This is a genomic window from Leptospira mayottensis 200901116 (assembly GCF_000306675.2).
Classification (GTDB): domain Bacteria; phylum Spirochaetota; class Leptospiria; order Leptospirales; family Leptospiraceae; genus Leptospira; species Leptospira mayottensis.
In genome coordinates this window covers 3,438,573-3,464,284 of the sequence record NZ_CP024871.1, presented here as the reverse complement: position 1 = coordinate 3,464,284, position 25,712 = coordinate 3,438,573, and the positions used below count along the sequence as shown (strand labels likewise).

General features: G+C 40.4%; 19 protein-coding genes and 3 pseudogenes. 8 read left to right on the top strand and 14 right to left on the bottom strand.

The window, feature by feature from the left end; translation table 11 throughout:
- Nucleotides 1-54: 54 nt before the first annotated feature.
- The 7 genes from LEP1GSC190_RS15850 to LEP1GSC190_RS19930 form a co-directional block, all read right to left on the bottom strand.
- A complete protein-coding gene (locus LEP1GSC190_RS15850; RefSeq protein ID WP_002747462.1) occupies nucleotides 55-1,644 on the bottom strand; it encodes a WGR domain-containing protein in 1,590 nt (529 codons plus the stop codon).
- Nucleotides 1,645-1,894: 250 nt separating this feature from the next.
- Complete coding sequence (locus LEP1GSC190_RS15845) at nucleotides 1,895-3,295, bottom strand: NAD(P)(+) transhydrogenase (Re/Si-specific) subunit beta (RefSeq protein WP_002747295.1); 1,401 nt, start codon at nucleotides 3,293-3,295, stop codon at nucleotides 1,895-1,897.
- 4 nt (nucleotides 3,296-3,299) lie between these two features.
- Nucleotides 3,300-3,584: an NAD(P) transhydrogenase subunit alpha part 2 gene (locus tag LEP1GSC190_RS15840; protein WP_000434762.1), complete on the bottom strand. Its 285-nt coding sequence runs from the start codon at nucleotides 3,582-3,584 to the stop codon at nucleotides 3,300-3,302.
- Between the two features lie 76 nt (nucleotides 3,585-3,660).
- Entirely contained in the window at nucleotides 3,661-4,380 is a 720-nt protein-coding gene (queC, locus tag LEP1GSC190_RS15835) for a 7-cyano-7-deazaguanine synthase QueC (protein ID WP_002747348.1), read from the bottom strand.
- An 11-nt stretch (nucleotides 4,381-4,391) separates the two neighbouring features.
- Nucleotides 4,392-4,772, bottom strand: a complete 381-nt coding sequence (queD, locus tag LEP1GSC190_RS15830) for a 6-carboxytetrahydropterin synthase QueD (protein WP_002747566.1) — start codon at nucleotides 4,770-4,772, stop codon at nucleotides 4,392-4,394.
- Nucleotides 4,773-4,850: 78 nt separating this feature from the next.
- On the bottom strand, nucleotides 4,851-4,997 hold the full coding sequence (locus tag LEP1GSC190_RS19935) for a hypothetical protein (RefSeq protein WP_046690929.1): 147 nt from the start codon (nucleotides 4,995-4,997) through the stop codon (nucleotides 4,851-4,853).
- A gap of 124 nt (nucleotides 4,998-5,121) precedes the next feature.
- Nucleotides 5,122-5,307 carry a hypothetical protein gene (locus LEP1GSC190_RS19930; RefSeq protein WP_036048147.1) on the bottom strand — a complete coding sequence of 62 codons (186 nt, stop codon included), beginning with the start codon at nucleotides 5,305-5,307 and terminating at the stop codon, nucleotides 5,122-5,124.
- A 177-nt stretch (nucleotides 5,308-5,484) separates the two neighbouring features.
- Here LEP1GSC190_RS19930 and LEP1GSC190_RS15825 point away from each other — a divergent pair, with 177 nt between their 5' ends.
- Nucleotides 5,485-6,777 carry a Kelch repeat-containing protein gene (locus LEP1GSC190_RS15825; RefSeq protein ID WP_002747598.1) on the top strand — a complete coding sequence of 431 codons (1,293 nt, stop codon included), beginning with the start codon at nucleotides 5,485-5,487 and terminating at the stop codon, nucleotides 6,775-6,777.
- Nucleotides 6,778-6,929: 152 nt separating this feature from the next.
- Here the strand turns inward: LEP1GSC190_RS15825 and LEP1GSC190_RS15820 are convergent, their stop codons facing one another.
- On the bottom strand, nucleotides 6,930-7,073 hold the full coding sequence (locus tag LEP1GSC190_RS15820; RefSeq protein WP_081606738.1) for a hypothetical protein: 144 nt from the start codon (nucleotides 7,071-7,073) through the stop codon (nucleotides 6,930-6,932).
- A gap of 718 nt (nucleotides 7,074-7,791) precedes the next feature.
- Between LEP1GSC190_RS15820 and LEP1GSC190_RS15815 the strand changes: the two genes are divergently transcribed.
- Complete coding sequence (locus tag LEP1GSC190_RS15815; RefSeq protein ID WP_002747420.1) at nucleotides 7,792-10,308, top strand: penicillin acylase family protein; 2,517 nt, start codon at nucleotides 7,792-7,794, stop codon at nucleotides 10,306-10,308.
- Between the two features lie 471 nt (nucleotides 10,309-10,779).
- Nucleotides 10,780-11,388 (top strand): uracil-DNA glycosylase, encoded by a 609-nt coding sequence (locus tag LEP1GSC190_RS15810; RefSeq protein WP_002761228.1) that lies wholly within the window; start codon nucleotides 10,780-10,782, stop codon nucleotides 11,386-11,388.
- Here LEP1GSC190_RS15810 and LEP1GSC190_RS15805 read toward each other — a convergent pair.
- The 4 genes from LEP1GSC190_RS15805 to LEP1GSC190_RS15790 form a co-directional block, all read right to left on the bottom strand.
- Nucleotides 11,357-12,313, bottom strand: a complete 957-nt coding sequence (locus tag LEP1GSC190_RS15805; protein WP_036048184.1) for an alpha/beta hydrolase — start codon at nucleotides 12,311-12,313, stop codon at nucleotides 11,357-11,359. The two genes, LEP1GSC190_RS15810 and LEP1GSC190_RS15805, sit on opposite strands and share 32 nt — an antisense overlap.
- A gap of 20 nt (nucleotides 12,314-12,333) precedes the next feature.
- Entirely contained in the window at nucleotides 12,334-13,407 is a 1,074-nt protein-coding gene (locus LEP1GSC190_RS15800) for an alpha/beta fold hydrolase (RefSeq protein ID WP_002747307.1), read from the bottom strand.
- Nucleotides 13,408-13,463: 56 nt separating this feature from the next.
- Complete coding sequence (msrA, locus tag LEP1GSC190_RS15795; RefSeq protein ID WP_036048142.1) at nucleotides 13,464-13,994, bottom strand: peptide-methionine (S)-S-oxide reductase MsrA; 531 nt, start codon at nucleotides 13,992-13,994, stop codon at nucleotides 13,464-13,466.
- A gap of 90 nt (nucleotides 13,995-14,084) precedes the next feature.
- Nucleotides 14,085-15,338, bottom strand: coding sequence for an outer membrane beta-barrel protein (locus LEP1GSC190_RS15790; protein WP_002747248.1), 1,254 nt, complete (start codon nucleotides 15,336-15,338; stop codon nucleotides 14,085-14,087).
- Between the two features lie 891 nt (nucleotides 15,339-16,229).
- On the opposite strand from LEP1GSC190_RS15790, the gene LEP1GSC190_RS15785 reads away from it, so the two are divergent.
- From LEP1GSC190_RS15785 to LEP1GSC190_RS21215, 5 genes and pseudogenes are all read left to right on the top strand, one after another.
- On the top strand, nucleotides 16,230-16,523 hold the full coding sequence (locus LEP1GSC190_RS15785; protein ID WP_002747493.1) for a hypothetical protein: 294 nt from the start codon (nucleotides 16,230-16,232) through the stop codon (nucleotides 16,521-16,523).
- 149 nt (nucleotides 16,524-16,672) lie between these two features.
- Nucleotides 16,673-17,767: an IS110 family RNA-guided transposase gene (locus LEP1GSC190_RS15780; RefSeq protein ID WP_117344635.1), complete on the top strand. Its 1,095-nt coding sequence runs from the start codon at nucleotides 16,673-16,675 to the stop codon at nucleotides 17,765-17,767.
- 449 nt (nucleotides 17,768-18,216) lie between these two features.
- Entirely contained in the window at nucleotides 18,217-19,929 is a 1,713-nt protein-coding gene (locus tag LEP1GSC190_RS15775; RefSeq protein WP_002747463.1) for an acyl-CoA dehydrogenase family protein, read from the top strand.
- A gap of 403 nt (nucleotides 19,930-20,332) precedes the next feature.
- Nucleotides 20,333-21,069: pseudogene (locus LEP1GSC190_RS21220) on the top strand (IS3 family transposase); the annotation flags it as partial.
- 53 nt (nucleotides 21,070-21,122) lie between these two features.
- Nucleotides 21,123-21,889 (top strand): IS5 family transposase gene (locus LEP1GSC190_RS21215; RefSeq protein ID WP_420844268.1). Its coding sequence is split into 2 segments (ribosomal slippage): nucleotides 21,123-21,468 and nucleotides 21,468-21,889, totalling 768 coding nucleotides; the frame shifts between segments, so codons are not numbered across the junction.
- Nucleotides 21,890-21,899: 10 nt separating this feature from the next.
- Here LEP1GSC190_RS21215 and LEP1GSC190_RS15755 read toward each other — a convergent pair.
- Together LEP1GSC190_RS15755 and LEP1GSC190_RS20460 are read right to left on the bottom strand one after the other, a co-directional pair.
- Nucleotides 21,900-23,128: pseudogene (locus tag LEP1GSC190_RS15755) on the bottom strand (IS256 family transposase).
- A gap of 65 nt (nucleotides 23,129-23,193) precedes the next feature.
- Nucleotides 23,194-24,541: pseudogene (locus tag LEP1GSC190_RS20460) on the bottom strand (Hint domain-containing protein); the annotation flags it as partial.
- Nucleotides 24,542-25,712 lie beyond the last annotated feature (1,171 nt).

The window sequence follows — 25,712 nt, the reverse complement described above, 5'->3', positions numbered from 1 at the left end:
CTTTCTCATTTTCTTACACTGAACTCATGTTTTTTAAGATACGTCCTTATTGTTTTAATAATACACCTTGCACCATGGCATGGCATTTTTAATGTCTTCAGTCCTATCAACCGAACCATCAGACAGATCAATACTTTTTAATGATTCTAATTTATAAAGCGGCTCAAGGCTTTGAAGAGAAAAATCACGAAGCTCGAGTTCCTCCAATTTTGTTAATGCTGACAATGGCTCGATCGATATTTTTTCACGGGTCGTTGAGCGGATATTCATAAGGCTTAATCTTACTAACGATTTGAGTGCATGTAACGCGTGAAACGACTTTACTCGAATTTGTTCTTCTTCACCCTTGACATAGATTAGTAGGTCGTCCAATTTGGTTAGGCTTTCCAACCAGGAAAGATCTAATTCAATACTTTTCGTGAAAATGATCGTAAGTTTTTCCAAATTAACGAGTTTACCGATAGGTGAGAAATCCAAAATATTTGTACTTTGTATGCGCAGATCTTTTAGTTTCTTTAAGTTTATTAAGGGAGAAATGTCATTTATATTTGGGACAAAAAGACTCAACGTCTTGAGAAGTTTCATGGAACGCAAGGGTTCAAGCGTTTTGATATAGGTATCCGTATTATCACCAAGACTTTTCAATGCCAAAGCTTCCGCAGCCGGTTCTTCTTTCCTATAGCAGCTATCAGTGAGAAATTTTTTCCATTCGCTATCGAGACTATCCCACCATACTTGATAATCTGTGGCCTTTGCTCCGGATAATATTTCTTTCATTGCCATTTGCATACTTAAACATTCAGCAAGTTTTTTCAAAAATACACTACCCGCATTACAAGATTGAGGGTTACAGATCATTTCGCCATCAGACTCAAGATAGTAAATCGTCGGTTCGCCCAAGGAGTTTTTTTTATTGGGATGATAAATCCAGAAATTACCGCTCATACCGTCAGCAATCGGAGCATGAAGAAGTTTTTTCGCTTTTATGAATTCAAAAATGTGAGAATCTCCCATTTCCTCTTCGCCAAGATCTTCAAACCAAATATCTTGAACTTCTTGATCAAAACGACCATGTTCACCGAGCACACATTGATAGTCGGAAAGTTCGATAGTCTTGTGCTTTTTCAGAATATCTTGATAGGACCGAGGATATTCGGCGGGGATTTGTTTCAATGGAGATGTGCATAACATTCTATATTTTGGAAACGTCACCTCTAAAGCTTCCTCGCTACAACTCACATTCACGACCTTTTTCAGAATGGCTTCCAATAGCTTTTTAAAACGTGGATTGTCCCCCAAATAACTAAAATGTTCGATCAGAGCCTTGTGCAAATCTTTGGCATCTACAATAGCTTGCCATTCTTTGAGGTAATCAATCTTGGGTTCCTGACTTTTCATTATTGTATCAGTGGTAGAGGATTTCGTATTAGCAAAATTACTTCCTTCCACATAACCTTTCTTTAATTTTTCACTGAGTAGTTTCTTTGCCTCTTTCAGGCATTTCTCTTCGCTGTCAAAGTCCTTCGTTTGTGTTTGCCCGTTTGTTCCGGTTTTGCCGTAAGCTACAGTAAATGATTTTCCCGAAACTTCAATGTTCCAGAATTTATCGGATTTGTCGTCTTGATACGTTAGTTGGTGTTTCATGTTTTTGTTTTTAAGATTCTTTCTTCTTCAACAACGCCGATATCTTCGCTTTGTCTTTATCGAAGAGTTGATTGAACATTTTTTTGGAACGTGGCTTTCCGACGCTATCTCGTTGATATTGACTGAGAAATAGGTTTGATTTTTGGATGGAACGGTTTTTTTCATAGAATCCTTTATGGAATATACGTGAAATAAAAAAGCCGAACTTTACAATCCGGCTTTTTAGCGCATTCTTGAAAAAAATAATTTTTTATATTTCTTTCAGAGCCGTTACAATTTCCTGAGTCGCTTTTTTGCCATCTTGGAAATACATCAAAGTATTGTCCTGGATAAAGAGAGGATTTGGAACTCCGGCAAATCCCGGGCTTAGACTTCGTTTAATAACGATGACCGTTTTTGCTTTATCCACGTCCAAAATCGGCATTCCCGCGATTGGGCTGCTCGGATCCGTTTTAGCAAGAGGGTTTACCACGTCGTTTGCGCCGTTGACGATTACAACATCGACTTGTTCGAAAGAAGGATTGATTTCGTCCATTTCTTTCATCTTGTCGTAAGGGATGTCGGCTTCCGCTAAAAGAACGTTCATGTGACCGGGCATTCTTCCCGCAACGGGATGGATCGCAAATTCAACATCGATTCCTTTATCCGTTAGAATATTATAAAGATCTCTTACAGCATGTTGAGCCTGCGCAACCGCCATTCCGTAGCCGGGAACGATTACAATTCTCTGAGCCATATCCAAAAGCATCGCAACTTCTTCTGCGGAAGTGCTTTTGGTTTTTCCGGCGTAGATATCCTCTCCACCTTTGGAAGTGTCGACCGCCGCACCAAGCCCGCCGAAAAGAACGTTCGGAAGAGAGCGATTCATTGCCTTACACATAATCTGTGTTAGGATAATTCCGGAAGCTCCCACGAGAGAACCCGCGATGATAAGAACGTTGTTGCCGAGGACAAATCCGGTGGCGGAGGCTGCAATTCCCGAATAAGAGTTCAAAAGTGCGATGACGACTGGCATATCCGCTCCACCGATCGGCATTACGAGTAAAATTCCTAGAATAGAACCTACTACGACTACATACCAATACCATTCTATCTTTTCAGGTTGAGTTACAACGAAGTAGCTGAGGGCGATAGAACCGAGAAAGAAAAGAACTTTTACAAGTTGATCACCCGGATAACGAACCGCCTTTTCGGAAAGAATTCCCTGGAGTTTTCCATAAGCTACAAAACTTCCAGTAAGAGTCACGGCTCCGATAATTCCAGATGCGGCGGTGGAAATCGTAAACTGATACGATTTTAAAACTGCGAGGTTGGTTTCTTGATGAAGAACTTCCATCACTGCGGCGCCTGCAACGAGGAAAGAAGCAAGTCCCCCGAATCCGTTCAAAGCCGCGACAAGTTGAGGCATCGCGGTCATTTCCACTTTCACGGAGAGATAAACTCCAATTGCGGTTCCGACGATGAATCCCGCTAGAATGTACTCATATGCAAGACCTTTTTCAACAAGGGCCGCCGCTATCGCAAAGAACATTCCTACGGCGCCTGTAAAGTTTCCTTTGACTGCGGTCTTTGGGTGAGAAAGAAGCTTTAATCCTACGATAAAAAGGACCGAGGATAGAAGATAAACTAAATTGATGATCGACTTTTCCATATTCTTATTTTTCTTTCTTCTTGAACATTCCTAACATTCTATGAGTCACTAAGAACCCGCCTACAACATTGATCGTTGCGGCGACCATCGCGATAAATCCGATGATATTGATCAACGGTCCATTCACGGAATGAAGAGAGAGAATCGCTCCAATGATCGTGATTCCGGAAATAGCGTTGGAACCTGACATCAAAGGAGTATGTAAAAGAGGAGGAATTCTTGTGATCACTTCGAAGCCGACAAATACGGCCAGTAAGAAGATCGTCAGGTAACCTACGAACTGTTCCATTTTAACTTTTCCTAAACAGAGATTCCTTCCTTTGGAGAGTTAGGAAGGTCGGGTTAACAAATATCAACCGATGAAATCACTTTTCAGAAACTCCGGTCTCCTGAAAACCTTTTTTTCTCAAGAGACAAGCATCACACCTTCCACACGCTTTCTTGTTCTTTGGGTCATAACAGGAGAATGTAAGATGAAAGGGCACTTGTAGTCGATTTCCCAGAAGAACGATTTCTTTTTTAGAAAGATTTTGAAGAGGAGTCACGATTTTGATCGAGGAACCTTGACTTCCTTTTTTGGTTCCGAGCTGAATTGCCATTTCGTACATTTTGATAAACTCCGGTCTGCAATCCGGATAACCGGAATAGTCCATTGCGTTCACTCCGATGTAGATAGAGCTTGAACCGGTGCCTTCTGCGAGACAAACCGCAAAGGAAAGAAATAGAATATTTCGCCCGGGAACATAGGTGTTCGGAATCTTTTCTTTTCCTAAGGAATTTTTGGGAACTTTAAGCGATTTCTGAGTCAGTGACGAACCTAAAAATAATTCCGGTTTTAACTTTTGAATTGTGTGAGATATTCCTAATTGACGGGTTATTTTTTTTGCATAAGACAATTCGATTTTATGTCTTTGTCCGTAGTCAAAGGAAAGGGCTTGGATTTTTTTTCCGTCTGCAATGGCTTGGTAGAGACAAGTGGTCGAGTCTAATCCTCCGGATAAAAGTACGACGGCCTTATCATTTGCAGATTTCGAACTTGGATCGGAATGTTTTCGGCTCGAATTTTTATTTTTCCTAGAATTCAAAAACGATCCTCTTAAACAGATCCTTTCGGACCTTCATAAATACAAGCACTTGTGCAAGTTTCATTCAAAGTGATTTTATAAAGCAAAGGTAATAAAGGTTTAAGGTGCTTCCAAAGCCAGATGGCTGTGTTTTCGGAAGTTGGATTTTCAAGACCAGGAACTTCATTCAGATAATAATGATCCAGATGATCTTCAATCAAAGGTTTCACGATTCTACTGACTTCCGCGTAATCAATCAGCCAGCCAGTATTTGAGTCGATTCTTCCCTTTAAATGAAGTTTAAATCGAAAGCTATGACCGTGTAGTCGTTTGCATTTATGACCGTCGGGTACGTTCGGAAGAAGATGGGCGGCATCGAAGCGGAATTCTTTAGTGAGTTCGATTTCTTCCATGAGGTCTGCCCGGTTTTATAAATTCGGAAGATCTAAAAGTGGACCGGGATCAGGTTGAAAAGATTAAAAAAAGCCGATTTATTTCACCAGCTCTTTCAAAATCTCCTGTCTTTTTTGATCTTTCTGATGTTCGTTCAAAACTAACCATTCTCTTTTGATTTGTTTAGAACTTACACCCTTAAGTTCTGCGTATTTGTTAAGAAGTTTTGCAGTTTTCTGATTCATATCGACCAAAAAAATGAAAAGGAAATCTCTGTCAAGCAACTCCAATAAGAAACGTTTCCTTCACTTCCGATAATTCTTTTTCAAGACGATCACTTTCTCTTGAAGTGCATCTTTAAATGGTCCATCATCCGTCAGATACTTTTTCTTCCAGTTGCTCAAGCATGTTTACCGAGACTCCCAAGTCTTTGGATATCTGAGTTATTGACTTTTTTGTTTTTATCAATAACTCAAACAGCGTTTTTCTTGAAGTCTTCATCATATGTCTTTTTCGAGACATGCTTTTTTCGCCTTTTGTTGATGCACGGCTCATGTCCACCAATTCGGGGAGTTTATCTTGAAAGCGTAGAAACTCCTAATTTTTTGAATTCTACAGAAGAATTCTTTTTTTCGAGTTCGGATTTGTTTACAGAAAAACACCTTTTCCTGGCACAATTGAAGATCAAAAATCGTAAGCGAATTGGATACCTTGAAAAAAAGGATTTTTACTATGATTCTAAAACAAATAGCTGCCATATCACTTTTTTTGTTCTTTTTCTTCGTAAACTGTCAGAAAGAAAAAGAGGACGAACATTTACCCATCTTCAGTTTAGCTAATTCTTCAACGCCAAATAGCCCTACTACGAGTACACAAACTCCCGGTTCCAATTCCGGAAATGCAGGCGGGGGGCTTCCGGTGGCAAATCCGGATCCGGAAACTCCGACGGCAGCCTGCACAACGAACGTGCGTCAATGGACTCAAAATGAATTACCCGGAACGGGAGTGAATCAAACTTTCACTGGTCTCGGTAACGGAATCGCCGTTGCCAGTGGCGGATGGGATACTTGGAACGGGGACGTCCTAACAAAAGTTACTCGCTTCTATAATATCGCAAATGGAGCGATATGGGCCGGTCCTGACCTGAATATAGAGAAAGAAGACGCGGCGGCGGTTCCTATCTCTGCTTCTAGAGTTCTGATAACCGGAGGATTCGATTTTACATCCAATGAATCGAATGTCGCTGAAATTATCGATACCGCCGCAAATCCGGTTTTTGATCCAAACACAGGACAGATCATCAACGACCCGAGACACCTGAATACAAACCCAATGAACACCGCGCGTGCTGCACACACATTGACTGTGCTTGCAGACGGTAGGGTGCTTGCGGTTGGAGGGACGTTTATAAGCGGGGTCGACGCAAAAGCCGAAATCTATAATCCTGCAACCGGACAATGGACTGAAACAGGTCCGCCTCTCTCGGGAAGAGTTTATCATACTGCCACTCTTCTGAACGATGGAAGGGTAATGATTGTCGGTGGAATGGATCCTAACGAAACAGGAATCAGTGCCACACTCCTTTACAATCCGCAGACGAATCAGTGGGTGAACGGTCCGGGCTTAAATGAAGGCCGCGAGTCTCATACTGCGACATTACTGCAAGACGGTCGTCTGCTCGTTGCAGGGGGAGGGGCCAGTGATTGGGTCGGAGGAACATGGGTTAGTAGATATAGAAATACACTGGAGATCTTTGATCCCAATACAAATCAATGGACAGTATTTACAATGCCGGGACGTCGGACGGAGCATGGTGCCTTTCTGGAAGTGGATGGTTCTGTCGTGATGGTCGGTGGCAGCGGCTGGGCAGTTCCTCCCACGCTCCGCTATGCACCGAACACGGATACTTGGTGCCACTTGCCCGATGCGCCTCCCTTTTTTGGAACCTTATCTCGCCGGATGCTTCTTTTCCCTACAGGAGGAGCGGGTTTCGTCAATGGAGATTCTAACATATCTCTAAGATGAGAATTTTTACCGGAAAAACTCAATGTTTCATGCGATAAAAGTTTCCTCTCCGGGGTAATGTTTTGTAAAAAACACCCCGGGGATCCCTCTCCAACTCTTTTTAGGAATCAGTGAAGGAGTCAGATGACTGTGTAGCGTCCTAGAAAAAGTTGTCAGGAAGAGGTAGTAAAAAATCCTAAATGCTGATGAAGCCGAACACTGTTGTAAAGAAAGACTACTTGATTGATAGGGTATCGAACTTCCTTAAAATTATCGAAAGTATTGTATGATAATCCGAATTTAAGAGTTTTATTAATTCTTTCCGTTACGGAATTTTCATAACAATAGAGTTGTTGAAAATTCCATGATTCAGATTAACAAAACCGCTTCAAACGCCCATTTCAATACAGCAGAAACGGATAGAGAATTAATTTTTCAACAACTCTAACGATTCCTTCGATACCGATCTGTGGCCCGGCGCTTACGTGGAATATCCGTGTAATCCTTCGAACAAAGGTCGGAATGATGGATAATCTTTTTATTCTTAGGGACTTGTTCGAGAGCCGTATTGAAAGTATGAATACAACTGAATGTGGAAACTACCGAATTTCATTACGAATTTACTAAATGATTCAAACTGATTTCTCTTCAGGTTTTGGGGCAGACTCTAAATCCGTTATCAAAGAAAGACGATTCGAAAACACATGAGTTTGACCTAAGGGGACGTAATCTGTGGAAACTACTACATTTTATTACGAACTTGCCGAATGATTGTAGCTGATTTCTTTTAGGTTTTTGGAGGACGGGCATTAAACTTTTCTTGCTATTGAAATGGAATGCTCCTAGCCTAAAAGGAGGTGAGGTTGTACGTTTTCGAATTTTATATCTTATCTAAAATGCAAGTTTTATAAGACAAACAAATTCAAAAAAACAAGATGACGATTTCTTTCTTTGGGTTGGGATATACGAAAATCCAAGTTTGTAAGAACGTTTAAATTAAAATTTCTTTTTAGAATTATAGAAACTGGTTAAACTATGAAAAACATCATCCACACAATATTAAGTTTTTGGAATCGTATGCCGACTTGGATCCGCCGATTCTTAGTTACGTTTCTTGTTCTCATCGTTTTTGTAAAAATAGTCTTTTTATTTTTGATTTTTTGGAAAGCCCCTCGTTTGTCGGGAGAGTTGGCGGTCCCCGGACTTACAAAACCAGTTTCTGTCGTCCGAGATTCTTACGGAGTTCCTCATATTCGATCCGACGATTCTTCCTCCGCCTATTTCGCGTTAGGTTATGTAAGCGCAAGTGATCGTTTGTTTCAAATGGAAATCCTAAGAAGAGCGGCCAGGGGCGAATTATCTGAAGTTTTAGGGGCTGAATTAGTTCCAACCGATACTTTTTTAAGGCAGGTACTATTAAAGAGAACTGCGGAAAAGATGTTACGGGAATCCGTAAAAGGAAACCCTCAAATTTTGAAAGAATTGGATTCTTTTTTGGAAGGAATCAATTACTTTTTAAAAACGGAATCACTTCCGATTGAGTTTACGATTCTGGGATATCAACCCAAACCCTTCGATCGGCTCGACGTACTGAGTGCTCTTTCTTTATTATCTTTTTCTTTTGCGGAGGCTTTGCGAAGTGATTCTCTTTACTCCATTTTAGAAAGAAAACTTCCGAATCGAAACGTAAGCGAGCTATTTCCAAGACACGATACCGAAGATCCATTTTCGATTCGAGAGAATCAACCTTCCTATTCCCCTAAAAGATTAACCGAAACTCGAAAAAATTTTTTCCTCTTAGCAAAAAAATCCAAATTCACAAAATCGAACGAACTTTCTGACTTCGGTTCCGTAATCCAAAAAACGAATCAGATCCTAGAGGAACTTCCTTTGTTTTTGGGAAGCAACTCTTGGGTAATTGGTCCTTCTCGATCAACGACCGGCGGTGCAATTTTAGCAAACGATCCGCATATCGGTTACAGTAATCCCGGAACTTGGTATGAAGTTCATTTAATGGCGGGAAATTACGAAACGTACGGATATCACCTTCCTATCTTTCCTTTTCCAATAATCGCGCATAACGCAAAAAAAGCTTGGGCATTGACTATGTTGGAAAATGACGACATGGATTTTTATGAGGAGATCCTACATCCGACAAAACCAAATTTCGTAAAAGAAAAAGGAAGTTGGGTTCCGGTTCAAGTTTTTAAGGAATTGATTCCCGTCAAAGGAGAAGAAGCACGTGAAATTACGATCCAAGTAACCTCTCACGGTCCGATCCTCTCCAAACCGATAGCGGGATATACGGGACCGGTTGTTTCTCTCTATTGGATCTTTCATCATCTTCCTGTTTCACTTTTGGAAACAATTTATTCCCTTGGGCATTGTTCTTCTTTGCAAGAGTGTTTCGATGTTGTTTCCGTTTTACCGGCGCCCGGCTTGAATGTCTCGTATGCGGATGCAAAGGGTAACATAGCTTGGTGGAGTGTTGGAAGATTTCCGATTCGTAAAAATAAAACCAATACTCGTAAAATTTTAAACGGGGCTTCGGGTGAAGACGAGGTAATCGGTTATCTTCCGTTTACTCAAAATCCCAAACTTATCAATCCGCCGGAAGGGATTATTCTCACAGCAAATCATCTGCCTACCTACGAACTCAAAGGTTATGGAAAACCCGAAGGTTATTGGCAAGAATCGGATCGGGGAAGAAGGATCTACGAACTTCTTTCCGGGAAAAAAAATTGGTCCGTGGACGATATGAAAAAAATCCAGACGGACATTCATTCTTTTTCCGCAAGAACCATGGTTCCTTTGATCTCTTTGGAACTTGAGTTGGATAAAAATTGGTCAGGAGTATTTCGAGAAGCTCTGGATGTCTATCGAAAGTTCGACGGGGAAAACACATTGGATTCGCCCGGAGCCACGATCTTTCATACGCTCAATCAATTCGTAATGTTGAATTTATGGATGGACGAATTCGGAGAATCGAATCTTCAAGTTTTCGGTCACACTGCGGAACGTTGGAATTCTTATAAGTCGATTCTTGCTAATCCGAAATCCGATTTTTGGGACGATCTTTCCACTCAGGATCTTCAAGAAACGAGAAGAGATATTCTCATCCGTTCTTTTGCACAAACGGTTCGTTATTTGTCCAAAGAACTTGGCGGTTCTCCCTCTTCTTGGAAATGGAAAAAGGCACACGAAATCACGTTTGAACATCCAATGGGAAAAGTTCCCCTTCTTGGTTTGATTTTCAATCAAGGACCATTCCCAGTCGCTTCGGGAGAAGCCGTGATCAATCTAATGAATCAAAAAGAAATCAATCCAAAGATGACACCTCGAGTAGGACCTTCCAAGCGAAGAATCATTGATCTTGTAAATCCTGAAAATTCTTGGTCAGTATTACCAACGGGAAATTCCGGAAATCTGGGCTCTCCTTTTTATGGCGACCAGATTCAAATGTTTCTGAACGGAGAACATCGCGCAATTCGATTTACACAGTCTCAAATTGAAAAAGACTCAAAGTATGTATTGAAATTTGTGCCACAGTGAAAAATCAGTTTTTCTAATATATATATGATAAAACACTTCTGGTAGAATGGATTGGATATGTTCGTCGATTAAAAATTCGAGCCCAAATTCTACCGAACCATTGGCATTTTTGGGTTCAAAGCTTTTTCCAAAATATAATTTATAGTATTATGAAATATGAATTCTTATTTTATCAGATGTGATGCGGTTTCCGGAAGCCGCTTCGGAAATAAACGTATCGCATTTCAATCGTTTTGCAGATTGGATCGAAAGCGGTTTTTATGTTTTAATTTTTCCCCAATCATTCTTGAATGAGGGAAGCTCAGATTCTATGCAAAGATAATAGCGGGCATGATCAAGAATGAGCTGCGTGAAATCGCCCTTGGAGATCCGCGTATACGTACTGTGGAATATAAGGTTCCGCTTCTATAAGATGATCATTTCCATTGACTCCATAGAAATTCTTTGTCAAATTGGATGAAACGTATTTCTATGAGCAATGAAGAAAAACTAAGAAGACTCGACCTCATTCAATCTGAGGTATTTGCATGTAAGCTCTGCAAACTCCATACGACCCGCACTCGTACGGTTTTTGGAGAGGGGAATCCAGATTCGGAAGTGGTTTTCATCGGAGAGGGGCCCGGTAGACAAGAGGATCTCACCGGCCGTCCTTTTGTGGGCAGAGCCGGTGAACTACTTACAAGAATCATAGAAAAGGGAATGAAAGTTCCGAGAGAATCGGTTTACATCGCGAACATTGTGAAGTGTAGACCGACCGTTGACATGAAGTTCGAAAAGGACAGACCTCCCGAAGACGAGGAAACCAGAGCCTGTGCCCCGTATCTTCTGAGACAACTTGAAATCATTCAACCGAAAGTGATCGTAACACTCGGAAATCCTTCCACAAGATTTATCTTAAATACAAAAGAGGGAATTACGAAACTCAGAGGGACCTGGGGAACTTTTTTCGGAATTCCTGTGATGCCTACGTATCATCCTAGTTTTGTGATTCGTAACGGCGGAGAGAACAGTCCTCTCAAACGCGAGGTCTGGGAGGACATCAAGAAGGTTATGGATCTGCTGGGCTGGAAGTGGTCTTAGTGATTTCTTTTTCTTTTAACCAATTGGCGATTCTTTGATAAATGTCGGAAGGAGCGTCTTTGTAGGCGAAAAGTCCTAAATGATCATAGTCGATCGACGTCCCATTATCCCTTCCCACTTCCCAATACTCTTTTTTTCCTTTTTTTCTTTTATAAGTCGGATGAATACTTTCCGTTGGAGATACATTGTCGATTCTTCCTCCGATAAAAAGGGAAGGGAAACTCGTAGACTCAAACGGTTCCCAAGTTTTCGGGTTTTCCTCCAAAGTAGGCAAGTAATTAAAAAGATTCTGATATACAAATAGAATCGTAGGATCGTCTTCGTCGAAAGAGATAAATCGTTTGCAGAAACTATCCTTGTTTTTGCAGGAAACACTTAAGTCAGTCCCGAATCTTTTTTCGGCCTTCATTTGTTCGATAAAACTATCGTTGTATTTATAGTCCATTCCAGTTCCAAGAAAAAACGCTTTAGAAATATCCGGTATCTTTTTGGCTTTGAAAGAATGTAGTATCGCTTGTCCTCCCAAGGAAACACCGCCGAGAATGTATTCCTTTTGACCGGTGACTTTTTGAATTTTTGCGATAACGTCTGGAATTAGATTTTCCCCCGTTTCCTTGAGATTTACGGATTTGTAATCTTCAAAGTGCAACAGCCAAACCGAAAAGCCGTTTCCGTTTAAAACTCCGATTAATCCAGATTTATCCCCTAGATACAAAACCTTTTTGTTGATAAAGACCGGGTCTACGAGAAGGACTGGAGGATAGGGAGAATTTTCGTAGGAAAAGGTGGTTAGGAATACATTTGGCCCTATGTTCGCGGTTTGTGAAGTGAATTTCTGTTCCGTAATGACCACATAACGTGTACAGCTTACAAATGCGGCCACAAAAAATACGATTACTGCCAATTTCATGTTCGTAGGTTTCATTTTTAAATCCAAAATAGAAATTAGTTTCTCTTATTCAACCAAACTACAAGAGGAACAAAGACATCTTTATCGGCATTCTTTCCGACGATCAAATCCATATGACCATAATCTTCGGAATGATTGTTCGCTCTGGATACGATAAAAAGGGTTTTATCTTCGGAGGAAATTGTATCATATGCGTAACGAAGAGAATAGGCCGTTCCGATCTTGTCTCTTCTTCCCGCAATCAACAAAGTAGGAATTTTAATATTCTTAAGTCCGTTTGAGTAGGAAATTTTACGATCCAAACTTCGGAGTTCTCCGTTTTCTACAAGATCTTGAAACTGAAAGACTTCCTTCTTTGTTCCTGGATTGATCGAAGTCGTTTTTACTCCCGAAAGAATCGAAGAATCAATATTGGGTTCGTGCCAAAAAAGTTCTTCGAGAAATTCTTGGGGTAGAAACGGAATCCCCGTTGCTCCTTCGATTCCAATCCAGGTTTCGGCGGGAACGACTGGCAAAAGGTTTGCTAGCCAAGAAAGAGAAACCCAACTTTTAAGGGCAAAACTCGGAGAATCGAGAATTGCGGAAGAACCGATTGCAACAAGATTTACGATTCTTTTTTCACTAAAGCTCCCAATTCTCGAATAGATGATCGTACCGCCCAAACTATGACCGACCCAATTGACTTTATCCTTTCCAGTAGAATTTAACACGTGTTTAATGGCTGTATCCACGTCGTACCGAATATAGTCGTCCATGCTATAGGAGAAAGTTTTGTCTCCGAAAAACAAAGAAGGATAACCTGCATCCCTTCTCCCTCTTAAATCCAACAGCCAAACGTCATAACCTTCTTTTTGAAGTCTTCCGACGATGGAGCTTTTCTCATTGATCTTCATATAAGTTCTATTGGCTATTAATCCGTGGCATAGTATAACAGGATATTTTTTGGAAGGGGAACCAGGTGCTGGTGGAAAATGTTCCAACGTCAGATCCCAACCGTCTTCGGTTTTGGGATGATGAATTTCACCTTGAAGTTGTATACTTGCCTTACATTGGGAAAGGAACGTTCCCAGGAGGAGAATCAGAAAAATCCTTCGTATAGTAGCGTTCATTAGAAAATCAAACTATCCTCCGATTCGGAGAGGGGCAAGTAGAATTCTTAGACGATCTAGGAACCTTCTTTCCTAACTTTGAAACCCGTTTTGAGATATTTATCGATTTTTGGTTTGATCACATAATGACAATAAGTCTGTTTTGGATTCGTTCTGAAGTAATTTTGATGGTAATTTTCGGCAGGATAAAATTCTTCCAATGCTTCCACCTGAGTTACGATCGGATCCGAAAAATGTTCTCCGGCTTTTTGTATAGATTGTTCCGCTTGTTTTTTCTGTTCGGGAGAATGATAAAGTATGATGGATCGATACTGAGTTCCCGCGTCGTTTCCTTGTCGGTTTAACGTAGTGGGATCGTGAGAGATCCAAAAAATTTCGAGAATTTCAAAATAACTAATAATCTTCGAATCGAAAGTGATTTGAACCACTTCTGCGTGTCCCGTCGTTCCCGAACATACGGAGCGGTAATCCGGATTTTTCGTCTGTCCGGCCGCGTATCCAGACACGACGGATTCTATCCCTTCCACCATTTGATACACAGCTTCGAGACACCAAAAACAACCGCCACCTAATGTTGCCTGTTCCATACTTACAACCTTACCACAAATTTCGTTCAATCTTCGCGAGATTTTCCTTTGTTATTTTACTTCCGTGCAACCGAAATTCGAAATCAAAGTTTAGATTTTCAGGGAAATCGCAAAAACGATAAACTTTTCCTCTTTGGATTTGGACCGATCACGATCAAAAACAGCATCATAGGAACGAAAATAACGTCCTTCTAGCCGAATCATTGCGCTTTCGTTTGGAATATAATCGAATGTGATTGTGGCACCCGAAGTTAAAAATCCGTTTTTCGTACCGGTTCGAATAATCGTCTGCTCCGGGTCAAACATCCTTTCTAAGCGCAAAGAAGTTCTGAATTTCTCGACTGGCCTCAGAGTTATCCAAAACGTTCCGTGATACCATTGTCTATAAGCTTGAACGCCCGAATCGGGTACCCTTTGGATTCCAATGTCACCCGATCCTGCCACGATGATGTATTTTGTGAAATTATATTTGAATATTAAATTATTATAATATATTGTTTGTCTAGATTGATTATCGGGAGCCTCGTTTCCGAAAAAGGTGTTGTGTGTGATCTTGAACTTATCCGTAACTTTATAATCGATTTGAGTTCCGATCGCTTTATCCCGATTTGTTTCGGTGATATTCGACCAACCGTTCATCAAATGGAATTGAAAGGATAATTTATCCGAATATTGATAAGAAAGTCTGAAACCGCTCGAATAATAAGGCACGTAATCCAGAGCGAGTGCCCTTGAATAGTTCCAATTATTCTGAGAAATCCAATTTTCAAGTCCTATATTTCCGAAATAAACTCCTCCATCGAGCCAGAGATTTTTTGCGAGTTTGATTCCGGCGTACGCTTCTTGTATGTTTCTTACGGAAAGTTCATTAGAATTTTTTTCCGAACTGACTTCGTTTTTGTAATTCGCGTTTACGGAATTTCCAAATTGGAAAGCGACCCTGCCCCGGTATTGGTCCGTTTCGATTTTCCCGTCTACATAAGCGAGATTGATATTACCTTCATCCCAACGCGCCGGTTGAGTGAGATATCGATTGTCCCTCGAATTGGAACGATACGGATTGTGTGCATAATACGAATCTATAAAAAAACCGAACGTGGGCTGATATTTGTTTATCTTCTGTTCTTCGATTTCCTTTTTAGGGACTTCTTCTGAGAATTGGGGTTGGGTTTGTATTGAAATTTGCGTTTTTGTTTCCGGTTGTTTAGAAGAATCTGAATTTTTTTCTTGAGAATACAACGGTGCAACATAAAAAGTTGTCCATAAAAAATAAATCAATATGGCGTTTTTGCGTTTTAAAAACGAACTCAGGCCATTCGCTTTTGTTTTTTCTTTCGGAAACATTTTAACTTTTTAATATTCCGTTTTTGGATCATGATTTTAAGTCGTTAATAACAAAACGCTGTGTTCCCCACAGGTTGAGTCTCTTTGGAGAATTTATAGGTTTTTAAATCGTATTTTCGCCGTTAAACCAACCCCTTTGGGACGAGTTCTGAAATTCTGCACCCGATGCTTTTAAAAATCCAGCTAAAAAGAAAGGTCAATTCCAAATCGATTTCGAGAAACGATTCTAATATTTTGCGACGTAATCCGGTCTGATGTTCGGACAAGTGCTGTCGTCGGTTTGATATAAATCTAATCTTTGTCAAAAAGAAATTGATTTGGTTTATAGAAGTCTCTTGTGTTTACGTTCTTTCAGTCTAACTGAAGTTTTGCGATACCGGTAACTCCTGATCTTCAGTCTATGTTGTTGAAGCATTGAATATTCCCTTGTAGACAGTTGTTCATCCTTAAAAGATTTTGCTTTTGTTACGCTTTTATGTTTTAGAAGTCGTCCCTCATTGCAAAAGCCGATTATTCCTTAGGAACATTTGTAAAAATCATGTGTTGATTAGACAATCTTATCGCGATTCTTTCGGGAAAAGATTCTCTTGCGAAAAAAAGAAAAAATTTATTTCCTCATTCTCGGATTAAAAGCTTTTCCTAAAAACTTAGGACATGAGATCCATAGGAATTTAGCAACGAAAGACTGTTCTAAAGCCTATAAACCCCTAAGGAAACGGGGAGTTCCTGCATTTTATTACGAACTTACTGAATGATTGAAATGTTTTTTGGGCATGCTTTAATTCAAAAAACTGCACGATTTTCGTCCTCTCCAAGAAGTTTTAAAATGGGAAACCGTTGGTTTTGACTATGAGGAAATTATGCATCATGTGAACGACGTCTGGAGTATGATTGATCGAAGGTGGGTTTCGGAACAAAGACGAAAAATATAATTTCGATTATAGAGCCGTATCGTATCAAAAATTCGTATTCAATAAATCGAATGCGATCGAAGAAAAAATGAACACACTCATCGGGTTGATGTCTATATGGTCGCACATTTCGGATCGGACGGTGGAGGAGATGTTTGCCGGGTTAGTCTTGAAAAGTTCCGCCGAAATTCATCGATACAATTATACGTTGTCTTTTGTAGAAGTGGCATTAGCTTTCGGACTTCTGATATTCTTCTTCTTATTATTACACTAAAAATGCAGGAGCTATTACAATTTTCCTTTTCTAGGTCTTTCCGATCTTTTATACTGACTAAGACAAAATGGCGCCCCTTCTGGGCTTGAAAAGCGTGGGTTCGATGCAAGCATATACCACAAAACAAGAAAACCAACAGAAGGAACGTAATGAAAAGAAAAGTATATGTAGGAATGGATGTCCACAAAGAAACGAACAGAATTGCGAATTTAACGAGCAATACAAAGGAAATAGTAAAAGAACAGCAGATAAAACATAATGAGGTTCAGATCAAAAAGTTCGTCAATAAACTAAAATCAGAATGGAACGAGATACATAGTTGTTACGAGGCGGGAGTAACCGGTTATCCACTTTACAGATATCTAAAGTCTTTGGGAGTGAATTGTATCCTTGTAGCACCCGGAAAGATACCAAGACAAAGTTCGGATAAGATCAAAACGGATAAGAGAGACGCGATCAAGTTAGCAAAATTATTACGAAGTGGAGAATTAGAATCGATTCATGTACCGAGTGAAGAGGACGAAGCGGTAAGGGATTATCTAAGATCCCGTGACAGCCTTCGTTTGGATTTAGGAAGGAATCGTCAGAGGTTGATGAAATTCTTATTAAGAAAGGGTATAACTTACTCAGCAACAAAGTATTGGACAGTCAGTCATAACAAATGGTTGAACAATCTACAGTTTAACAATGAGATCCTTCAAGAGACGTTTAACGACTATTATAGTCGAGTAAGAGTTCAAGAAGAGAATTTAAAAGCGATGGATAAGAGGATACAAGAGATAGCGGAAAGTGAACCGTATCGAGAGAAAGTAGGAATATTAAGATGTTTCCGAGGAGTGGATTATTTAACCGCAATGTTTTTACTTTGTGAGGTTTGTGACTTCAAACGATTCAAAACAGCCGGTTCGTTCATGAGTTTTTTAGGACTTGTTCCGGGAGAATATTCCAGCGGTTCCAAAAGAAAACAAACAGGGATAACAAAAACTGGAAGTCCCAGACTTCGAAGAATATTGACAGAAGCAGCTTGGCAACATCGTTTCCCTGGAACAGGAAGTAAAATTGTAACCGCACGTAGATCGGGACAACCTGCGTTAGTTGTTGCTTTGGCGGAAAAAGCATCTCTCAGATTACACAAGAAGTTTCGTAATCTACAGCAAAGAGGAAAAACTCCTCAGGTAATGATAACGGCAGTTTCAAGAGAGTTATCCGGATTTCTTTGGGCGGCGATGAATCTGGTTGCATAGAGTTAGAGTAATGTTTCATCCAATAATTGAATTCGTTAGAGAAGATGTACGATAAAGGAGGAATACTTGTTGGCTCAGTGTTGAAGCAAATTTGAATTTCAAATTTGACCTTCGTTTTAAGACTAAGAATAGCTCCCGATGTATAGATTATCCTGCGGTATCCAACCCGCGAATATCAGTCTGATCAATCGTCGCGAATGCTTTTCTCTAACGAGTTAAATTATTGGGTGATTAAAAAAAAATGCGAAAAAATATTTACGGCTCTGATTGGGGGCGCCATATCAGAGTCTGTCTTAAAAACCTTAAAAGAATATCTCTAAACGATCTGGCAAGTTTCTAAAAAACGTGGGAGTTTCCACAGATTACGTCGCATTGGCGGTTTTTTCCTGTCGTTTAAAATTGTAGTAGTTCCTACATTTTGAGGCGGGCTCTTAGTCCCAGGAGACTCTATGATTCAAAACAATTACTTTTCGGATAACCAAGATATCCAGAATCATTTTGAGCACATTCTTCCCTGGACTGAAATCATACTTGATTACGAAAACGAATTTCCCGACCCTTCTGACGGAGGACCGGCAAATCCATCCGAAACAAAAGAATATTATAAAACTCTTTTAAACACCGTAGGGGATTTAGCCGGAAATATTCTTTCTCCGCATGTAGCGAAACTCGACAGAGAAGGATTAAAATTCAAAGATGGTAAAGTCGAATTTCCGCCGAAGATGATCGAACTGGTTTCCAAAGTCGTAGAAGCCGGAGTTCAAGCTTACGGATTTTCGAGAAAATACGGCGGACTTGGTATACCTTGGACTGTGAAATCTTTTATTTCCGAAATTTTTTACAGAGTAGATACATCACTCGCCATTGCCATTGGATGTGTAAATCTCGCCGAAATTTTGGAACACCATGCGGCTCGGGAAATGAAAGAGGAATGGATTCCGAAATTTGCCGCCGGAAAATTTGTCTGTGCAATGGGACTCACCGAGCCCGATCACGGTTCTGATCTTTCTAATCTTAGAACCAAAGCCACGAAAGATAAGTATGGAAATTGGGTGTTGAATGGAACCAAACGGTTCATTACACATGGTTGTGGGTTCGGTGACATTCCTGCGATTTTATTGACCCTGGCACGTTCGGGAAAAACAAATTCCGGTGCAAGGGGACTTTCGCTTTTTCTCGTTCAAAGCAAGGATGTTCAAATTGCGGGAATTGAACGCAAACTAGGGCTTCATTGCTCTCCTACTTGCGAAGTAGTCTTCGAAAATTCTCCCGGACTCTTAATTGGTGAAGAAGGTCTCGGACTCATAAAATATACGATGGGAATGTTGAACGGAGCGAGAATGGGTATTGCACAACAATCCACCGGACTTGCAACCGCAGCATATTATGAAGCTCTAAAATACACAAAGGAAAGAATTCAATTTGGAAAACCTTTGATAGAAATTCCTGCAGTAAAAAAAATCATCGATCGAATCGAAAGGGAAACGTATGCGATGCGATGTCTGACTCTGGAAGGTTCTCGAGTGATGGATCGTTATTATTGGAGAATGTTTCGTCTTGAAAAACAAGGAGCTACCGAAAAAGAAGCAAAGAACGATATCATCGTGCACTATTGGGAAAAAATCGCAAATGTACTTACTCCGATCAGCAAATTTTATTGTTCCGAAACCTGTTTGAAAGTAGTCAGCGACGCACTTCAAATTCACGGAGGTTCTGGTTATACCGAAGACTATGATATCTCTAGAATTTATCGTGATGCAAGGATCACTACGATCTATGATGGGACCTCGCAAATTCAAATCAACGCGTGTATCGGGGGAATCACTTCCGGTTTGACTCATTCGTTCGGAGAATACATCTCCGAGCTTGTAAACAAATCGGATTTTCCTCTTACTCATAAATTGTTTCACGAATTTCAAGAGTTGGTATCCCTTTACAAAAATTTTTCAAAAAAAGAAAATAAGGACCTATACGCAGAAGAGATCGTTTTTACTTGTTCCAGACTTTTAGCGGGAATCTTACTCGAACTTTCCTGCAGAAGACTTCCGGAAGAGAGAAAACAAGCCCGACTCAAACACACGAAAGATTATCATCTTGATACTCTTTTCTTTCTGGAAGGTAATCTTGCAAAACTAAAAGAGGCAAACCGAGTTCCTATTTAAACGAATCGTTCTCCAAACTACTCCCGCTTCAAGGTGTCGTGGATAGGGGAGTTTTCCCTTATCGAGCGGCCGGGCCTGTGGGGGAGTGAGATTGAGTTTTATCTCTACTTTCTGCTTTTTGAATTTAGTAATATCTAATTGTCTATTTGGACTCTGTATCCGTTGCCCTAAGTTCCAATTATGGAAATGGGCCTGCTGAATTGCTTCGGTCTATTTTTGTAGTAAAAAATAATAATAGTTTTTTATAATTTAATAAAATTTAAATATTTTATTTGAATTCTAGGTATGCTTTTGTGGCTAAGGTTTATTTATTATTCGAGGGCTTTTGTGACCTATCCCCCGAATTTAGGACCAGTTAGAATGTTTGAAATCCTCCAGAAGAATCATAAACTTGGAGGAAAATATGAAGAAACGATTCAGCGAAGAACAAATCCATAAGATTCTAAAGGAATCGGAATCAGGAGTTTCGACCCCAGATATTTGTCGGAAGTATGGAATCAGCGGAAATACATTTTACCGTTGGCGTTCGAAATATGGTGGTCTCGAACTGAGCGATCTAAAGCGGATGAAAACTTTGGAAGAAGAGAATAGTAAGCTCAAGAAACTGTATGCAGAATTAGCTTTAGAAAATGAAGCAATCAAGATGTTACTTGAAAAAAAGTGGTAAGCCGAGAGCAGAAACAAGAGGCGGTCATGTTAATCAAATCAAAGCTCGGGGAACGCAAGTCCTGTAGACTCTTGAGCGTTTCGCGGACTGGCTTTCGGTATCGTTCCAAAATTCAGGATCCAGACATAGAACTAAAAGATCGAATTCGTTCTTTAGCGTATAAGTATAAAAGGGCGGGTTACAGACAGATCCATGACTTCATACGACAAGAAGAACGAGTAAATCATAAACGAATCTATCGCTTGTATTCCGAATTGGGCTTAAAATATCGAATCAAACCAAAGCGAAAGAAACTATCGTTACCATCAGTTCCAAAGCTTGTTCCTAAGAATTCTGGAGAAAGATGGTCCATGGATTTCATGTCGGACTCACTCTACTCGGGAAAAAGATTCAGAATTTTGAATATTATCGATGACTTTGGAAGATTCGCCGTGGTAACGCAGACAGAATTCTCAATCACTTCCGAACGCTTAGAGCCGGTCTCAAAACTGGTTGTACAGAGAAAGTGTAAAAATATAAATGTGAAATGGACAAATATTATTCAGAAATCCCCGATGCGCTTTGGGAAAAAATAGCACCATTGATTCCTAAAGAAAAGCCCAATCTTCAAGGAGGTCGCAATCGTGTTCCTTCAAGAATAGTAATGGCAGGTATCATCTATCGAATGAAAACAGGCTGTCAGTGGCGTGCAATTCCCAATGAGTTTGGATCTGGTCAAACTTGTCACAGAAGATTTCAAGAATGGGAACGGGCAGGAGTATTCAAAAAGATCTATAAATCTATTTTAAAATATTATGATGTAAAGAATCAGATAGCATGGGACTGGGCTTCGATGGATTCGGCAATGGTTAAAGCTCCCAAAGGGGGAGTTTAACCGGGAAAAATCCTACAGACCGTGCCAAATTAGGGGTTAAACGGCATATCCTTACGGATGGAAATGGAATTCCTTTGGCAATTACGTTGACTGGAGCTAACGTTCATGACAAACACGGTGTAAAAGATACGTTGAATTCAATCCTAATATTTTCCGGAAAAAGAAGAAAAAAGCCAAAACATCTTTGTTTAGATAAAGGTTATGACTTCCAAGATATAGAAGTTTTAATCAAAAGAAGAAACATTCAATCTCATATTCGGAAAAAAGGTGAAAAGCCTCTCATCGGTAAATACAATGGAAAATCTAGACGATGGGTCGTTGAAAGAACTAACAGTTGGCACAATCGATTCAGAGCTATCCTAATTCGTTGGGAAAGAAAATCTGAAAATTATCTTGAGGGTGTCGTGTCGATTGTGTAAATGACATATCTTAAAACGAATCGAACTTCAACCGATCGCCGAAAATAATCGAAAATTGATTCATTGCTTTTCCCCAATCTTGAATAGGCATGGTCCATTTTTTAGACATATTATTCAAAGCTAAATAAAGAAGCTTGATAGCCGCTTCATCGGTAGGAAACGAACCCCGATTCTTGATAATTTTTCTTAAACCCATATTCATAGATTCGATGGCGTTTGTGGTGTAAATCGCCTTACGAATATTAGGTGGATAAGCCAAAAAAGGAATCACCGATTCCCAATTGTTTCTCCAGGACTTGCTGATCATCGGATATTGACTGTCCCATTTGGTTGAAAAATCATCAAGGCTTTTCTTAGCAATCTCTGCCGACGGAGATTTGTAGATAGCCTTTAAATCAATCATCAACTCTTTCTTCTGTTTGTAAGAAACCCATTTCAAAGAATTCCTTACCATATGAACGATACAAAGTTGAACTTGTGCATTAGGAAAAACTGATATGATCGTATCCGGAAATCCTTTTAACCCGTCAACGCAGGCGATTAAGATATCTTCAACTCCGCGATTCTTTAAATCGGTTAAGATCTGAAGCCAGAACTTCGCTCCTTCGGTGCGCTCCACCCAAATCCCAAGTATCTCTTTTGTGCCCTGTAGATTGATTCCTAAAGCCAAATAGAAGGATTTGTTTTGAACGTGGTGCCGTCTCTCACCTTTACGACTAACGCGTCCATGATGAGAATTGGATATACTTTATCCAAAGGGCGATTCTGCCACTCGATCACCGTTTCCAGTACCGAATCGGTGACTTCTGAGATCAGATCCGCTGAGACTTCCACTTGATAGATTTCTTGGAGATGTTGGGTAATTTCTCGTGTGGTCATTCCGCGTGAATACATCGAAATGATCTTATCGTCGAAGCCGGTAAAACGTGTCTGACCTTTTTGTATGATCTGCGGTTCGAAACTGCCGTTTCTGTCTCGAGGTATTTCCAAATCGATTGTTCCAAAATCTCCTTTGAGCTTTTTGCTACTTTTTCCATTCCGAGAATTTCCTGTGTTATTGCCCAACGAGGAATTCTTCTCGTATCCAAGGTGATGCGTCATCTCACCTTGCATCGCTCGCTCTATCAGTGATTTCGTTAGTTGCTTTAAGAGGCCTTCATTTCCCAGTAGATCTTCAGGACTCTTATCTTTGATTAATTCATCGAGTAGCTCTTCAGCTCGATTTTTGGGGTTGCTCATATTGGGTTTATCCTTGTTACTTTTTGGTTATTCACAAGTCATTTACACAATCAAGCCGACACTCTCCTTACAATATTAACCGTATCATTCCCACCCTGGTGGATAAAGACTTCGGTCATCTTTTTCAAGTTCTCCATCGATCTCTCAGCGGCACTGTGGTTTCCGTCCGCATTTGCGTCTCTTGCTCCTGGAACCGTTCCGTCCGCCATTCCCGCTAAATACGCGTGTTTCCATTCCCCCAGCTGTCTTGTCCACTCCCACCATATTAAAGTGGCCTGTCGATATTTCTCCCACTCCTCCGAGAGCCGCACTACTTGGGCTTCCTGTTTTCGAATTTGCTGGATAACTATTTTGTCCAGGTTGTGTAGACGCAAAATGCACCGATTCCAACTTACCCTTGTTAATCGCTAACATAAAGTCGTTGTGAGTCGCATTCTGAGAATCCACAGGAACTCTAATTCCAACCATGTTCAAACCGTTGTCGTTCCAACCATATCCTTTCGTCATCGCAAGCCCTTTGGAATACGCAGCCAAATCTCCGTTAGCCGCTCCTTGGGCCATCAATGCTTGGCCTTCCGCATGTCTCTCCGGATTCATCGTTGCCGGATTAACCTCGACCCATTCCGTCTTTCCACCTTTTGTCTGCTTTTGATACAGCTTTCCGTTAGAATCTTCTAATATATCTCCCGTAGCTTTACCACCTCCGGTTCCTGCCACTATTTTCACAGGACCCGAGTTTAACGATGCGTTCGTATTGAATCCGTTTCCACTCATCAAGTTGCTAAACTTTTCTCCAAGGCCTGAAAAGAATCCAGGTTTCTCACCGCCGAGTCTCTCCTGCAACATCTTCACACTGTCGTTGTGAACCAGAATACAAGTTTCTCCAACGTAGTAGGTGTGATAATCTTCGACCTCGAAGTTGAACACACTCGTCTTTTCTTTCAACGTTTCCTTCTCAATCGAATGAATCCTTACGCTCTGTTCGGATTTGTCGAATAACAAGTCTTTGGTCGTAAGTTCACTTGCTAACACAAAGCCTCTGTTGTCCGTAAAGAATCTGTGACCGGGTGTTGTATTTACTTCTTCTCCGTCTCCAAAGTTGATTTTCAAAAGTTCTGAACTTTCATTGTTAAACAAACGAACCACCGCCTTGAACGTCTGAGTGTTTGTTCTCGGATCATACGCCAAGACTTCCTCTCCGACTTTGATTCTCTCGATCGTTTTTAATCCTCTGCCTGTCAGCACAAGTGTTCCCGCAACAAAACAAAGACTTTCTACTTCATTGCCACCAAACGCGTTCTTAGCACCATCCCAAGCACTTGAGGCAACTCCGACAACGCTGTCGATTGCTCCATCGATCTTGTTACCTACCCAATCCAGACCGCCGCCTAACGTCTCAGCCGCCTTACCCAGAATGTGATCAAGGATTCCGTCTTCTTCTCTTCTTTGAGTTTCAACGCCCATACCGTCTAAATTGCCCTAACCCTGAAACTGCTGGAATTGCAATTTTCCCATAGCGTTCGTCAATCCAAAGCGTTTTAGCCCTTAGCAAACTCACACACCGAAAAAAAATCCCGTACAAGCGTTTTTGAAAATACACAAGAAAATTTCCCTAAGAACACTTTCTTGAATATTCAACTTTCTTCATGTTCTTTCCGAAGAAAACGGAAAAAAACGAAGGATTTTTTCGTTTTCTCTCACATTTTCCGGAAAATATGGTGATTCAATTTCCAAGTTCTACATCTCAATTTAACAAACTTTGAAATTGCGGAAAACTTCGGATTTCTTCACATTTTTCAACATACAAGCAATAATCTTGCTCGTTTCTTGGTTCCAATTCGTATTCTGCAAGAATTCTCCAATCCGAGCTTGTATTCTCGCTTTCTACTGCTTCAAAATCTCTCTTAGAACTCGAACAAGACCTGAACAGGTCTCACACAAGTCCCGAACAGGACCACTTTGAAAATCACAGGTCTCGAACAAGTCCCATACAGGACCCGAACAAGTCCTGTTTGAAATGCGGTAACGCCAAAATCAAAGTTGTTTTGCGTTCGTCCTTTTTTCATCTTTGGTGAAACACGAGAGAATGAGAAACGAAGAACAAGACAAAACAGGACAAAACAAGACAATCTGAAAAACTTTAAGTAAATGAGTGGATAACGACAGGACAAGATAAGTTAACGATAGCTCAGGTAAAAATCAGACTTCAGAGAAATGTTTCTCTAAACAAGCGGCCACTTCCTCTTTTAGTCGTGAAATGAAAGTTCTACCCGAATTCGATTCGGGTGGCCACTGCGATTGCTTGTCTTTCGCTTCCGATGAAACTAAAAACCATGTTAGTCAATGCTAGTGTTTTTTCGACTTTGGAACTCTTCCGAATAACAGATAAGAGCGTTTTTCTCAAACAAGAAGATCATATCTCTAAAAAAATGCGAATTCCTTCAAACGAATTAGGTTTCATCGAGAGTTCTTTCGAAAACGAGAGAAAAGTATATTTTTCCTTTTGAAATCATTCAATATCGTTCTGTCTTGATTTTAAAAGGAATATGATTTGCGCCGGGGTAGTTACTATCCCCCCTCCGCC

Bases quoted from the DNA above. Each gene is read 5' to 3' on its own strand.
- LEP1GSC190_RS15790 (WP_002747248.1), bottom strand. From the start codon at position 15,338: ATGTTTCCGAAAGAAAAAACAAAAGCGAATGGCCTGAGTTCGTTTTTA.
- LEP1GSC190_RS15845 (WP_002747295.1), bottom strand. From the start codon at position 3,295: ATGGAAAAGTCGATCATCAATTTAGTTTATCTTCTATCCTCGGTCCTT.
- msrA (WP_036048142.1), bottom strand. From the start codon at position 13,994: ATGGAACAGGCAACATTAGGTGGCGGTTGTTTTTGGTGTCTCGAAGCT.
- LEP1GSC190_RS15780 (WP_117344635.1), top strand. From the start codon at position 16,673: ATGAAAAGAAAAGTATATGTAGGAATGGATGTCCACAAAGAAACGAAC.
- queD (WP_002747566.1), bottom strand. From the start codon at position 4,772: ATGGAAGAAATCGAACTCACTAAAGAATTCCGCTTCGATGCCGCCCAT.
- LEP1GSC190_RS15825 (WP_002747598.1), top strand. From the start codon at position 5,485: ATGATTCTAAAACAAATAGCTGCCATATCACTTTTTTTGTTCTTTTTC.
- LEP1GSC190_RS15800 (WP_002747307.1), bottom strand. From the start codon at position 13,407: ATGAACGCTACTATACGAAGGATTTTTCTGATTCTCCTCCTGGGAACG.
- LEP1GSC190_RS15805 (WP_036048184.1), bottom strand. From the start codon at position 12,313: ATGAAACCTACGAACATGAAATTGGCAGTAATCGTATTTTTTGTGGCC.
- LEP1GSC190_RS15840 (WP_000434762.1), bottom strand. From the start codon at position 3,584: ATGGAACAGTTCGTAGGTTACCTGACGATCTTCTTACTGGCCGTATTT.
- LEP1GSC190_RS15810 (WP_002761228.1), top strand. From the start codon at position 10,780: ATGAGCAATGAAGAAAAACTAAGAAGACTCGACCTCATTCAATCTGAG.
- LEP1GSC190_RS15815 (WP_002747420.1), top strand. From the start codon at position 7,792: ATGAAAAACATCATCCACACAATATTAAGTTTTTGGAATCGTATGCCG.
- LEP1GSC190_RS19930 (WP_036048147.1), bottom strand. From the start codon at position 5,307: ATGAGCCGTGCATCAACAAAAGGCGAAAAAAGCATGTCTCGAAAAAGA.
- LEP1GSC190_RS15775 (WP_002747463.1), top strand. From the start codon at position 18,217: ATGATTCAAAACAATTACTTTTCGGATAACCAAGATATCCAGAATCAT.
- LEP1GSC190_RS19935 (WP_046690929.1), bottom strand. From the start codon at position 4,997: ATGAATCAGAAAACTGCAAAACTTCTTAACAAATACGCAGAACTTAAG.
- LEP1GSC190_RS15850 (WP_002747462.1), bottom strand. From the start codon at position 1,644: ATGAAACACCAACTAACGTATCAAGACGACAAATCCGATAAATTCTGG.